The following is a 12,576-nucleotide window of genomic DNA, read 5'->3' as shown; positions in this document are numbered from 1 at the left end:
ACTTGGATGGACATCGATGATACAAACTGACTTACATAATGTTGAGGTTATCAATCATAAACAGTTCGAAGATATGCGGGACTTATTTGAAGAAGACTTTGCAGAGTTGGTACGCAGTTATCTCATCGATAGCCAACAACGTATCGAGGTAATACAGGCCGCTCAAGTGGCTAATGACAATAGTGAAGGGTTTGAGGCTGCCCACGCACTAAAGGGAGCCAGTGCGAGTTTGGGTGCGATGCAGATAATCACCTTGGCTGATCAATTAGAGGCACATTGCCGCGAACAAAACATCAGCCAACAAGCCGAGCTTATAAAACAGTTATCCATAGCTTTACAACGTGTCGAACAAGAGATTAATCAGCGATTGAGCCTATAATGAGCACATCTTCTTTATCAGCAATACCCCCTTCAGCGGCCACTTCACCCAAGTTCATAGTAGACGACTACCTCACTTGCTTACAGGTCGTTATGGTGAATACCACTCTGCCTGCCAATATTGGCTCAGCAGCCCGAGCGATGCATACTATGGGTTTATCGAGACTGACCGTGGTTGATCCTAAGCTTGCGATCGATGAGACCAGTGAGTCTCATGCAGCAGGAGGCATTGAAGTACTGTCGTCAGCTAACGTTATACCGACGCTAGAGACGGCCATTAATGACTGTCAGCTCGTCTTTGCAGCCAGTAGCCGCAGCCGTCACATGCCACGTCCTGTAGTGACGCCGACCCAAGCGGCCAAAATCATGTTTGACTTTATTGACGGTCAAAACCTACTTTCAGCAAACCCGCCAAACATTGCCATCTTGTTTGGCCGTGAAGACCGCGGCCTTACCAATGAGGAGTTGGCATATGCAGACTATCATATTCAAATCGACGCCAACCCTGCTTATCCGGTTCTCAATGTGGCATCGGCCGTACAGGTGATTGCTAGCTTCATCTTCGCTTATGCGCAAACACATCTAAAAAAGACAAATGAGAACAATCTACACCAAGGTTCGCACCCTTTATTAGAAGTGCACTTGCGTCAGCAATGGGATGAGCCAGCCATCACCCAGCAGCAGTTACAACAGCTGATCCAGCGTACCACCACACTTATGATCGAGCGTGACCTAGCAGACAGCGAGCATTTAAAATCATTACCATCAAGGCTGTCTCGACTGGCCTCTCGCATGCAACTGGATCAAAAAGAGTATCAGCTATTGAGTGCCTTGATCGCCAAGCTTTTAAAAGATTAACCCTGTATCAGCTGAGGCAGCACACAGCTATACTATAAATCTATACATAACAATGGCAGTTGCCCATCATTTAACCCTACATTGGAGATAACCATGAATTGGACTGTTTACTTATCGGGTGAGATACACACGGACTGGCGTGAGCAAATTATGCAAGGCGCAAAACAGCACAATCTGCCTATTACATTTACGTCAGCGGTGACTGACCACGAAGCCAGCGATGCGGCAGGTGATGTATTAGGGGATAACGACAACCCATTCTGGCGCGATCATCAGTCTGCAAAAGTCAATGCCATACGTACCAAAACCCTCATACAAAAGTGTGATATTGCGATTATTCGTTTTGGTGACAAATACAAACAATGGAACGCTGCATTTGATGCCGGATACTGTGCAGCGCTTGGCAAGCCCTATATCACCCTGCATGACCATGACATCATCCATCCACTAAAAGAAGTCGACGCCGCAGCAATGGCATGGGCCCAAACGCCAGAACAGGTGATTGAAGTGCTTAAATACACCACCAGTGATTGCTAGGTCTTAAAAAGCAGAGCCGGTAAGCAGCCCCCTAATCTTTATAGCTTGTTTAATTTGTCAGGCATCGCTATATTTTTTGATACAAAACTGTTATAAATAAAATCATTGTCACAAAATGAAAGGACAACCTATGCTATCACCAACTGCCCTTTTTAAATCATTGGCGAATGCCAAAAAAAACTTAAAAGAAGATATCGAAGCGGTGTTTAATCGTGATCCAGCTGCGCGCAACAGTCTGGAGGTACTACTAACCTACCCTGGTATTCATGCGCTTATTCTACATCGTGGCGCCTACTGCTTATGGCAAAACAACCAAAAATTTGCCGCCCGTGCTATCTCATACGGCTCTCGAATTATGACCGGCATCGAGATTCACCCTGCTGCCAAAATTGGCAAACGCTTTTTTATTGATCACGGGGTTGGTGTTGTCATTGGTGAGACGGCTGAAATTGGTGACGATGTGACTTTATATCATGGTGTCACCCTTGGGGGGGTCTCATGGAATGACGGCAAGCGCCACCCAACTCTAGAAGATGGCGTCATCGTCGGTGCTGGCGCAAAAGTGCTGGGACCCTTTACTGTCGGTAAAAACGCCAAAATAGGCTCAAATGCGGTGGTGGTCAAGCCTGTGCCTGCTGGTGCTACGATGGTCGGTAGTGCTGCTCGTATGATTTCAGAGCATCACGATGAAAAAGGCAACCCAATTGAACCCAAGTCAGAAGGTGATCAACAAAAACCAGCCGCCAAACAGCCAGCAAAAGACGTTGAATATAACGGTCACAGTAGCGCCCGTGCCACTGCTTTCCAAGCTTATGGCATAGACCCCTCCTCTCAAGACCCAGTGGCTGAAGCCTTTGCTAAAATGCTCGAGCATATTCAACAATCAGAAAGCCGCCTAGACCAGCTGCAAGAAGCCATGTGCAAGCTTGACCCCAACTTTTGTCAAAAAGAATATGATCGCCTCTGCCTAGAAGACCTAGATGTGATTGATCGAGAAGCATTAGATACGGAGCACAAATAATCGATACTTGAGACATGCACAGTAAACAGCACTTGCTATCATTGGAGTTTTGATTGATAACTTTAGGTCCGATCAAACGTCGTTTGCTATATGTTGCCTTGTTTGAAGTCTTTGCCATTACTTTGACAACGCTTATTTTGGTGCTATTAAGTGGTAGTGACGCACAAAAATCGCTATCTCTAGCGATTATAATCTCTATCGTGGCAGTGATTTGGAACTTTGTTTATAACACGCTTTTTGAATACTGGGAACGACGTCAGCAAATCAAAGTCCGTACTTTTAAAGTGCGTAGTCTTCATGCCATCGGCTTTGAAGGCGGGCTGACTTTGGTGTGTCTGCCCCTTTATATGCTTTGGTACAAGGTTGGACTCTGGACTGCCTTAACGATGGAGGTGTCTTTGGTCGTCTCTTTCTTGATATTTACTTTTATTTTCACCCTTATTTTTGACAACATATTCACGCTACCCCAACACACCAAAACCGCTAAGCACTCTGCTTGATATTCAGCGCTTTTCGAGGTTTGCTGGCCCTTTACTCAAAAAAATACTTATCTAGAATAAGCCTTTAATATTTGCAACCAAAAACTTAAGGTAAATCGCTTATAATTAAGGCTTAATAAAGATAACGATACCACTTAATGAGGAGTTAGTATGGCTCGTTTACAAGATAAAGTGATGATCATCACTGGTGCGGCGCAAGGTATGGGTGAGACGCACGCTCGTCTATGTCTAGAGCAAGGCGCTAAAGTGGTCTTAACTGACATCAATAGTGAAAAAGGCGAAGCGCTGGCAACAGAGCTTGGCGATAACGCTCTATTTATCAAGCACGATGTGACTGATGAAGCCGATTGGACGCACGTCGTCAAACAAACCGAGGATAAATTTGGGCGAATCGATGTCTTGGTAAACAATGCTGGCATAACGACCAACAAATCGATTTTAGATACCTCTGTAGAGGAATACCGAAAAACGCTTGAGATTAATCAAGTTTCAGTATTTTTGGGCATAAAAGCAGTCTTGCCTGCTATGAGACGTGCCGAGCAAGGCTCTATTATCAACATCTCATCGATTAATGGTCTGGTTGGGGGTGCGATCGGTTATACTGATTCTAAGTTTGCAGTACGTGGTATGACCAAGGCAGCAGCGCTAGAATGCGCTCCTCACGGTATTCGAGTCAACTCTATTCATCCAGGCGTCATTGCCACGCCCATGATTATGCAGGGTGATACCAAAGAAGCGGTAGAGGCGTTTGCCAAAAGTATTCCGCTACGACGTGTCGCACAGCCAGAAGAGGTCAGTCGTATGGTGGTGTTTTTGGCGTCGGATGAATCAAGCTATTCTACAGGTGCGGAGTTTATCATTGATGGTGGCTTGACAGCACAGTAGCTATTGGCGTTTGTTTTATTTGATAAAAGCTGGGCCTTGTGCTCAGCTTTTGTTGGTATAAGCCAATTTTTAATTCTTTTAACTTAGCCATTTAGGGAGCAACTGTTGAGGAAGCATCGGCAATCAGTTCTTTAACCCCTGCTGTTTCATGCGCTTTCAATGGATAACGGTCAGCCATTATTATCCATTGCCTCGATGGTTTTGATGTCTGTTTATCACTTAGGCTATTTTTATTAAGAACCGTTTGTATGAGTAGGATATCGATATCCATGGTGACTTTTTTGACCGGTGTTTGTCTCTCTGTTGAGCGCTGTCTATGACACTCACGCTCATACTGCTTAAAGGTTTGTTGCAACTGCTGTAGGGTCATCGCTGGCGTTAAAGCGATATAAACACATTGGTTGGTATAATCAGGCTTTGGCTGTTCTAAGCTGGCAGTAAAATCAGGATTTTGAAACGCCGTAGAGAGCTGTATTTGTCCTAGTGTCGCCAGTCTTTTACGTACATGTGGTAAGTGTGTGTCAGCTTGATAGTTGCTACCCAAAGCCAATAGCACTGCTGTCACCGACTGCTTTTGCAGCTGTTCAGGCAAGCACTTTTTTAAGTCATCAAGGTTTAGATCAACCAAGTTTTTATGCATCTTACGCATCACTGGCTTTTGCATAGCGTGTGATTTGTACGCCCACCGCTGCCGCCTCTGTAATCGCGGTTGGCTTGGCCACACTTAATGTGACTTTTTGACAGGCGTATTTTGTCAGCAGCATCGCAGCAATCTTTTCTGCCAAATGCTCGAGCAATTGCGCTTGCACCTCTTGACACAGGCTACTGATGTCATCGCAGACCGCTTTATAGTTCAGCGCATCACTCACATCGTCTGACACAGCGGCTGCGCTGATGTCTGTCTCAAGTGCCACATCTATCAAAAGCGGCTGCGTGATCGCACGCTCCCATGCATAGACACCGATGACCGCCTCTACTTTTAGACCTTTGACAAATACCACATCAGACGGAGTATGAAACATACGTATATCCTTGTTTGCTAAATTGCTAAATTTTTCTATGGTTTATTTAGAGGCTGTTTTTAACATTTTACTAGGGCGATGGCGCCACAAGTCAATGCTAAATAGTAACAGACCCAGCCAAATCAAACCAAACACTGCCAGACGATGCAAGTCAAATGGCTCTTTATAATAAAACACCGCCAAAAAGAAGATAAAGGTAGGTGTCAGATAATTCATAAAACTTAAAATACTGTAAGCCACAAGCTTGGTAGATTTATTAAAGAGCAATAAGGGTATCAGCGTGATTGGTCCTGCCAGCATAAGCAGCCAAATGTTTGCTGAAAACCAAAAGCCAATTTGACTACTGACCACATCAGCTTGCCAAAACCACCAGATGCATAGTGGCACCAACATAGCCGTTTCAATAAACATGGCATCAACTGCAGTTAAAGGGGTTTGTCGTTGGATGGTACCGTAAGTACTAAAGCTAAACGCTAAAACCAGTGATATCCATGGCAAACTGCCGAGCATTACTACTTGAATGACCACAGACAACAACGCAAAACCAATCGCCACCCATTGTAATGTTCGCAAGCGCTCCTTGAATAAAATCATTGATAGCGCTACACCAACTAATGGCCCGATAAAATAACCCAAACTGGCTTCTAGTATTTGATCATGATTAACCGCCCACACATAGGTAAGCCAATTGGTAGCAATAATCAGACCTGATACAAATGTTAATGCTATCCATTTTGGCTGCTCTTTTAGAGTCGTGATCCATTGCCAGCGTTTGGTGAGGATAAGCACGACCAATAAACACAAAAACGTCCAAACAATACGGTGACCGATAATCTCGGTAGCATCATAAGCGGCCAGTTGTTTGAAGTACAATGGAAAAGCACCCCAAATAGAAAAGGCAATAAGCGCAGTAATAATACCACGTCTGGTGGTTTGGATAGGAGCGACTGGTTTTTTTAGTACATTTTGCGTAGTCATAAGATAAGACAACTTAATTTAAAAACAGCTTGGCTTTAAGAAGGCTTGGGCTTAAAACCGCTGAGATTGAATCATGGCTGACGGTCACCTGATTATAATTCTAATTTTCGGTATATGGCGACAGTGCAGAATGACTTCAGACAGAATAAAAGATAAAAAGCAATGTATTGACACCTGATCAGTATCAATACATTGCTAACAACAACATTATTTAAAAACCGCGCACCAAACTAACTGGTAAGCGTATGAAGACGATAGTCTCACTAAGCCTTGCTATCATGCATCTCGATAGACATGCCAATATGATTGGCAAGCTCAGCAAACCCTGGGAAACTGGTATTGACCGTCTCTACACCTTCGATAGTGATCTGCTGCGAGGCTCTTAGACTGGCAACCGCAAAGCTCATAGCAATACGATGATCATGATGCGAAGTGATATGACCACCACCAAAGACTGGTTGGTTGTTATTAATCTCGCCTTCTTGGCTCGCAGTGCCTTTTCCTTCGATAATCAGGCCGTCTTCAGTAACCGTACACTCTACGCCTAGTGTTTGCAGGCCATCTGCCATGACAGCGATACGATCTGACTCTTTGACACGCAGCTCTTTTGCACCAGTCAGTACCGTACGACCTTCAGCACAGCTGGCCGCCACAAAGAGTACGGGGAACTCATCAATCGCAAGCGGCACTAAATATTCTGGTATCTCGATGCCTTTAAGGTTTGAGCTACGAATGGTAATATCGGCCACTGGCTCACCACCGACATGGGTCTTGTTACTTAGGCTAATATCAGCTTGCATCAGCTTTAAGATGTCAATAATACCCGTACGTGTCGGATTGATGCCGACTTGCGTTAAAGTCAGCTCACTGTTTTGACTGATAGCAGCAGCCACCATAAAGAACGCCGCTGATGAGATATCAGCAGGAACAGCGATAGCGCCACCTGTCAGCGTGCCACCACCTTTGACACTGATGCGGTTGCCTTCGACAGTCACATCATAACCAAAAGCTGAGAGCATACGCTCAGTATGGTCACGGCTGACTTCAGGTTGGATGACCGTGGTCACCCCTTCTGCCCACAACCCTGCTAATAACAAACAAGACTTGACCTGCGCCGAAGCAACGGGCATATCATACTCAGTCCCTTGTAATGGGGTACCGACACTGTCTCGACCCGTTATGCTCAGCGGTGCTGTACCACTCTGACCGGTACTCTGAATCACTGCCCCCATTTCTCGCAGTGGTGCGGCGACACGCTCCATTGGGCGCTTATTGAGACTGGTATCACCAGTCAACACGCTATCAAATGATTGCGCTGCCAAAATACCTGCCAGCAGGCGCATACTGGTACCAGAGTTGCCCATGTACAATGGCGTTTTACTGGGCTTAAGACCATTCATGCCCACACCATGGATGGTTAACTCCCCATTGGTAGGACCTTCAATCGTCACGCCCATATCTCGAAACGCTTGTAGCGTGGCCAAGGCATCTTCCCCTTCCAAAAACCCCGTCACATGTGTCACGCCTGTCGCCAGACTACCGAGCATAATACTGCGATGAGAGATAGACTTGTCACCAGGAATATCGATAGTGCCTGTGACCGTATTACTAGGGGTAATGATATAAGAAGCTGACATAGCAGAGGTATCCGTATAAGGGGTAGAAGCTAACATATGACCAAAATGTCGCCGTGCAGCTTGTGCACGGCCTAAAATTCCCATCAGGGCGGTTGAATCTTCATCAATGATGAGTTGGCGCATCTCCTGTAGATAAACACTGTACTCATCAAGCGCACTGACGATAGCGCTTTTATTGGCAAAAAATATATCGTGCCACATCTTAGGGTCGCTGGCAGCGATACGAGTAAAATCACGAAAACCGCCAGCAGCATAACGAAACATATCCAAGTTGTCATCATGACTGGCTAGCTGCTCAACCAAGTTAAAAGCTAGCAGATGCGGCAGATGGCTGGTATGCGCCAATATGGCATCATGATGCTCAGCAGACATCATCATCACTGAGGCACCTACTGCCTCCCACAACGCACTCAGATCAGCAATGGCCTGATAAGAAGTCGTAGGTAACTCACATATAATGACGCTATGATTGACAAACAACTGCGCACGTCTGGCATGATACCCTGAATTTTCGGCGCCAGCAATCGGATGCGCCGGCACAAACCCTATTGGCAGCTCCTCAAAGACAGCTGTTGCAGCATGGACAATATTAACCTTAGTGCTACACACATCCGTGATGATGCAGTCACTTGTCAGCTGACCACTATCCATGGCTTTTTTGATATCAACAAACACCGCTTGTGCCGCTTGTACAGGTATAGCAATGACAATCAAGTCACTGCCATGGACCACATCACTCAGTACCGAGCTACCCGCATCGAGCAAGCCCTGCTGACAGGCTTCATTGATACTGGGGGCATGCTTGTCTACAGCGACCAGTCGTTTACTTAAGCCCTTGTCTTTAATGGCTTGCGCAAGACTGGCACCGATTAAACCGAGACCGATGATACAAACCTGTTGAAATAAGGGCTGCTGGACATTAAGAGAGAATGACATATTATTTTTTATTCTTTATCATTGCGCTGACGATGAATATGCTAGCGACTGCCGACATTTTGGGTTAAACACACTGACACCATAGCCAGTCTAACTATTGACTGGTTAAAATAGAGTGCAAGGTATCTATCAATCTTAGGTTATCTTCTGCTGTACCGACAGTGATTCGTAGCCAATTAGAGAGCCCATAAACAGCCAGCGGGCGTACGATCACCCCTTGCTCAAGTAACGCTTGGTTGACACTAGTGGCGCTCACCGCTTCCATCTCAACGGCTATCTCCACCATGATAAAGTTGCCAGCAGACGGTACAAACCCAAGGCCTAGCGCATCAAACTGCTTTTCTAACCAGCGCTTTTGTTCTTGGTTTGATTCTCGAGAGTACTCGATAAAGTCTTGATCAGCGAGCGCTGCCTGCGCTGCGGCCAACCCTACTCGGCTGACATTAAATGGCTGGCGAATGCGATTGATCAGCTTTGCCACAGGCACTGAGCTCAATGCATAGCCGACACGCAGCCCTGCCAGCCCATAGGCTTTAGAAAAAGTACGCACGATAACCACATTATCAAACTCATCTAAAAGTGCCCGATTGTTACTATCAGGGCTATATTCTATATAAGCTTCGTCCAAAACCACAAGGACTGAAGACGGTATATTAGCAATGAACCGCTGTATCTCTTCTTGTTTCAGCTGAGTACCCGTTGGATTATTGGGGTTGGCAATAAAGACAACTTTGGTATTTGGTTGATTATGGACCGCTTGGCTCATGGCCTCTAGGTCATGTCCAAAACGCTTGGCTGGCACTTCTACCCCTGTTGCGCCTTGCATCTTAGCCAACATCGAATATACCACAAAGGCATATTGACTGTAGACGATAGCGTCATTTGCACTCACAAAACTACGGGCTAAGATATCTAATAAATCGTTAGAGCCATTACCCAAGGTGATGCATGCAGCATCTATCTTATTAAACTCTGCAAGCGCTTGTTTGAGATAGTAGCCATTACCATCAGGATAGCGTGCCAACTGACCCAGTTGCTCAGTGACCGCTAAAGTGACTTGCGGCGAGCAGCCTAATGGGTTTTCGTTGCTGGCAAGTTTGACCACATCAGAGATACCATACTCAAATATCAGCTCTTCAACTGGCTTTCCTGTCTGATACGGTGCCAGCGCTAAGAGACTGTCATAAGCCGGGGTCAATGCTGATAGGGTTGTTGCCAGCGACTCAGCGGATTGGGGTGTCAGCATGATGCATCCTTAATATAACAGGGTTAAAAGCGCCAGTTTACAACATAGTTTTCAATCAAAATAACGTTGTCATTATCTAAGAACCATCCATATTTTCGCGGCAGTAATCAACTATAGCACCGCTTTTGGATAAGATCCCAATACCCGTAGATCCTTGACCAACGGACGAATATCAGCAATAGCGGCACTGACATTCGGGTCTTGAACATGACCCGCCATATCGATAAAGAACACATAGGCCCACTTATTAGGGCGCTCGGGACGGGTCTCAATACTGGTCATCGATACGCCATGATAAGACAGCGGCTTTAGAATCTCAATCAGTGCGCCTGCTTTGTCATGAGCAGAAACCACAATCGAGGTTTTATCTTGGCCAGATGGCGCAATCGATTCATGACCAATGACGAGGAATCGTGTGGTATTACTTGGATTGTCTTCAATATTGCTATAGAGCTTATGCAGACCATACTCTGCAGCAGCAACATCGCCTGCGATAGCCGCTGAGTGCCATTCGTTTTTGAGACGACGTGCCGCTTCACCATTGCTCGATACAGCGACACGCTCAACATTTGGAAAATTAACATCGAGCCAATGACGACATTGGGCCAATGATTGCTGATGTGAGTAAATACGGCTCAAACCATCGACTTTGGTATGCTCAGCGACCAAAAAGTTTTGATGGATAGGCAGCTCAACCTCACCAATGATTTTTAGTGAAGAGGACAAAAAGCCATCTAAAGTATGATTGACCACGCCTTCTGATGAATTTTCAACCGGCACGACGCCATACATCGCTGTACCCGCTTCGACTTCGCGAAACACATCAGTAATGGTCGTTAAGGGTACGGTATCGGCCGCTTTACCAAAATGCTTCAGTGCTGCTGCATGAGTAAACGTACCGACAGGACCCAAAAACGCAATACGCTGCGGGGCCTCTAAATCCAAGCATACCGACATGATCTCCCGAAACAAGCGCGCCATTTTTTCGTCAGCGATAGGTCCAGTATTGCGTGCCATCACTGCCTTTAGCACCTGTGCTTCACGTTCAGGGCGATAAAAAATAGGATCATGATCATCGGTACTGTCGCTCTTGGCAGCATGATCTTTTTTCACGACTGCGACTTGTTGCGCCAGCTTGGCACGATTGTTGATCAGGTTTTGAATCTCGCAATCAACGGCATCAATGTTTTGGCGCAAACGACTTAAAAACTCCTGATCAGTGGCGTGAGTGTTGGCATCTGCAGCCGCTTGATTTAGTTTATCGATGTTTTGCTCTGATGACTGCTCATTCATTGCCGCATATCCTTTTCAAACGTGTTATTTATTATGATGAATAGATGAACGTTCATACTATAACAAAAACTGCGTACAGTGCCCATGCGTAAAAGAAGGTAATTGCAGCAAAAGCTTTATATCATGTATTCCTAAAGGTGATTTTGACCATATTCAATGCATATAGCGACTCACCGTCTACTATACGCTAAAACTAACCTTAAAATTGTGTTAAAGTCCATAACTAAATATTAAGTGAATAACTGATACCAGTAGCACCTAGCGACTGACGTATCGATTTTATTTCCAACTGGCTATACCGTTAATTGTTTTAATAAGGACATATGATGAGCGCTCTACAACAGCTTCGCACCATGACTACTATTGTCGCCGATACAGGCGACCTGACCGCCATTGCGCGGCTAAAACCGATGGATGCGACTACTAACCCGAGCCTAATTACCAAAGCACTTGTCCACCCAGACAACCAAGCCATGCTGTCAGAAACCATGAGCCGTCACAAAGGCAATATTGACGCTGTCATTGATGCTCTGACAATTCAAGTAGGCTGTAATATCTTAGAATTAATCGAAGGCCGTGTATCTACTGAAGTCGATGCTCGCTTGTCATATGATACCGACGCCACGATTGATAAAGCCCTAGCCTTTATGGAAGCGTATCAAAAAGCGGGAGTCGACCCAAAGCGAGTACTGATAAAAATCGCCGCCACTTGGCAAGGCATTGAGGCAGCACGCTATCTTGAGACTCAAGGCATTCACTGCAACTTAACCTTATTATTTGGTCAGCACCAAGCCATTGCCTGTGCTGATGCTGGTATAACGCTGATCTCACCTTTCGTCGGACGTATTTTGGATTGGCAAAAACGTCAACAAAGTCGCCAAAATGTACCTGTGTCTGATGATATGGGCGTACAGTCAGTCAAACTCATTTACCAGTATTACAAGCAGCACGGCTATGACACACAGGTCATGGGTGCAAGCTTTCGCTCAACTGATCAGATACTAGCATTGGCAGGCTGTGACCTACTCACCATCGCTCCAAACTTGATTGATGAGCTGGCCGCCATGGATGATTCGGTCACTCGCCAACTGTCACCTGAGATGGCCATGCAGATGGATAAAATGAAACGTGTGAGCTTGACTCGAGAAGCCTTTAGTGACGCTTACCAACAAGACAAAGTGACACAAGATCTATTGCCCAAAGGTATTGATGGCTTTGTCGCTGCACGTGAAGAGTTGAGTAAAGCGCTAGCTGAGATTCGCTAAAGTTGCGGCATGGATAGCTT

General features: G+C 45.7%; 13 protein-coding genes. 7 read left to right on the top strand and 6 right to left on the bottom strand.

Annotation, left to right across the window (positions count from 1 at the left end; genetic code table 11):
* The first annotated feature begins 16 nt into the window (after positions 1-16).
* The 6 genes from J3492_RS07865 to J3492_RS07840 all read left to right on the top strand — a co-directional run bounded on the left by J3492_RS07865 (position 17) and on the right by J3492_RS07840 (position 4,179).
* Positions 17-379, top strand: a complete 363-nt coding sequence (locus J3492_RS07865) for an Hpt domain-containing protein (protein ID WP_207991253.1) — start codon at positions 17-19, stop codon at positions 377-379.
* Positions 379-1,236, top strand: a complete 858-nt coding sequence (locus tag J3492_RS07860; protein ID WP_207991252.1) for an RNA methyltransferase — start codon at positions 379-381, stop codon at positions 1,234-1,236. The genes J3492_RS07865 and J3492_RS07860 overlap by 1 nt, the downstream gene beginning before the upstream one ends.
* A 93-nt stretch (positions 1,237-1,329) precedes the next feature.
* Positions 1,330-1,773 (top strand): YtoQ family protein, encoded by a 444-nt coding sequence (locus tag J3492_RS07855; protein WP_207991251.1) that lies wholly within the window; start codon positions 1,330-1,332, stop codon positions 1,771-1,773.
* A 130-nt stretch (positions 1,774-1,903) separates the two neighbouring features.
* Complete coding sequence (gene cysE / locus J3492_RS07850; protein ID WP_207991250.1) at positions 1,904-2,794, top strand: serine O-acetyltransferase; 891 nt, start codon at positions 1,904-1,906, stop codon at positions 2,792-2,794.
* 53 nt (positions 2,795-2,847) lie between these two features.
* Positions 2,848-3,294, top strand: a complete 447-nt coding sequence (locus tag J3492_RS07845) for a PACE efflux transporter (protein ID WP_207991249.1) — start codon at positions 2,848-2,850, stop codon at positions 3,292-3,294.
* A 150-nt stretch (positions 3,295-3,444) separates the two neighbouring features.
* Entirely contained in the window at positions 3,445-4,179 is a 735-nt protein-coding gene (locus J3492_RS07840; RefSeq protein ID WP_207991248.1) for a glucose 1-dehydrogenase, read from the top strand.
* A 91-nt stretch (positions 4,180-4,270) separates the two neighbouring features.
* On the opposite strand, the gene J3492_RS07835 is transcribed toward J3492_RS07840, so the two are convergent.
* From J3492_RS07835 to pheA, 6 genes are all read right to left on the bottom strand, one after another.
* Positions 4,271-4,843, bottom strand: coding sequence for a 2-amino-4-hydroxy-6-hydroxymethyldihydropteridine diphosphokinase (locus tag J3492_RS07835; RefSeq protein ID WP_243453166.1), 573 nt, complete (start codon positions 4,841-4,843; stop codon positions 4,271-4,273).
* On the bottom strand, positions 4,821-5,201 hold the full coding sequence (gene folB / locus J3492_RS07830) for a dihydroneopterin aldolase (protein WP_207991247.1): 381 nt from the start codon (positions 5,199-5,201) through the stop codon (positions 4,821-4,823). The genes J3492_RS07835 and folB overlap by 23 nt, the downstream gene beginning before the upstream one ends.
* Before the next feature lie 42 nt (positions 5,202-5,243).
* Entirely contained in the window at positions 5,244-6,179 is a 936-nt protein-coding gene (gene rarD / locus J3492_RS07825; RefSeq protein WP_207991246.1) for an EamA family transporter RarD, read from the bottom strand.
* Between the two features lie 263 nt (positions 6,180-6,442).
* Positions 6,443-8,752: a bifunctional prephenate dehydrogenase/3-phosphoshikimate 1-carboxyvinyltransferase gene (locus J3492_RS07820; RefSeq protein ID WP_207991245.1), complete on the bottom strand. Its 2,310-nt coding sequence runs from the start codon at positions 8,750-8,752 to the stop codon at positions 6,443-6,445.
* 94 nt (positions 8,753-8,846) lie between these two features.
* Positions 8,847-9,998 carry a histidinol-phosphate transaminase gene (hisC, locus tag J3492_RS07815; RefSeq protein WP_207991244.1) on the bottom strand — a complete coding sequence of 384 codons (1,152 nt, stop codon included), beginning with the start codon at positions 9,996-9,998 and terminating at the stop codon, positions 8,847-8,849.
* 111 nt (positions 9,999-10,109) lie between these two features.
* Positions 10,110-11,291 (bottom strand): prephenate dehydratase, encoded by a 1,182-nt coding sequence (gene pheA / locus J3492_RS07810; RefSeq protein WP_207991243.1) that lies wholly within the window; start codon positions 11,289-11,291, stop codon positions 10,110-10,112.
* Positions 11,292-11,617: 326 nt separating this feature from the next.
* Between pheA and J3492_RS07805 the strand changes: the two genes are divergently transcribed.
* A complete protein-coding gene (locus J3492_RS07805; protein ID WP_207991242.1) occupies positions 11,618-12,556 on the top strand; it encodes a transaldolase in 939 nt (312 codons plus the stop codon).
* The last annotated feature ends 20 nt before the right edge of the window (positions 12,557-12,576 follow it).

Origin of the sequence: Psychrobacter coccoides (assembly GCF_017498085.1) — a bacterium.
GTDB classification, from domain to species: Bacteria; Pseudomonadota; Gammaproteobacteria; order Pseudomonadales; family Moraxellaceae; genus Psychrobacter; species Psychrobacter coccoides.
This window is presented reverse-complemented; position numbering and strand designations above follow the sequence as displayed.

What these genes read in the sequence shown, in the direction of transcription:
- J3492_RS07865 (WP_207991253.1), top strand. Translation starts at nt 17, where the DNA reads ATGATACAAACTGACTTACATAATGTTGAGGTTATCAATCATAAACAG.
- J3492_RS07860 (WP_207991252.1), top strand. Translation starts at nt 379, where the DNA reads ATGAGCACATCTTCTTTATCAGCAATACCCCCTTCAGCGGCCACTTCA.
- J3492_RS07855 (WP_207991251.1), top strand. Translation starts at nt 1,330, where the DNA reads ATGAATTGGACTGTTTACTTATCGGGTGAGATACACACGGACTGGCGT.
- cysE (WP_207991250.1), top strand. Translation starts at nt 1,904, where the DNA reads ATGCTATCACCAACTGCCCTTTTTAAATCATTGGCGAATGCCAAAAAA.
- J3492_RS07840 (WP_207991248.1), top strand. Translation starts at nt 3,445, where the DNA reads ATGGCTCGTTTACAAGATAAAGTGATGATCATCACTGGTGCGGCGCAA.
- J3492_RS07835 (WP_243453166.1), bottom strand. Translation starts at nt 4,843, where the DNA reads ATGCAAAAGCCAGTGATGCGTAAGATGCATAAAAACTTGGTTGATCTA.
- folB (WP_207991247.1), bottom strand. Translation starts at nt 5,201, where the DNA reads ATGTTTCATACTCCGTCTGATGTGGTATTTGTCAAAGGTCTAAAAGTA.
- rarD (WP_207991246.1), bottom strand. Translation starts at nt 6,179, where the DNA reads ATGACTACGCAAAATGTACTAAAAAAACCAGTCGCTCCTATCCAAACC.
- J3492_RS07820 (WP_207991245.1), bottom strand. Translation starts at nt 8,752, where the DNA reads ATGTCATTCTCTCTTAATGTCCAGCAGCCCTTATTTCAACAGGTTTGT.
- hisC (WP_207991244.1), bottom strand. Translation starts at nt 9,998, where the DNA reads ATGCTGACACCCCAATCCGCTGAGTCGCTGGCAACAACCCTATCAGCA.
- pheA (WP_207991243.1), bottom strand. Translation starts at nt 11,291, where the DNA reads ATGAATGAGCAGTCATCAGAGCAAAACATCGATAAACTAAATCAAGCG.
- J3492_RS07805 (WP_207991242.1), top strand. Translation starts at nt 11,618, where the DNA reads ATGAGCGCTCTACAACAGCTTCGCACCATGACTACTATTGTCGCCGAT.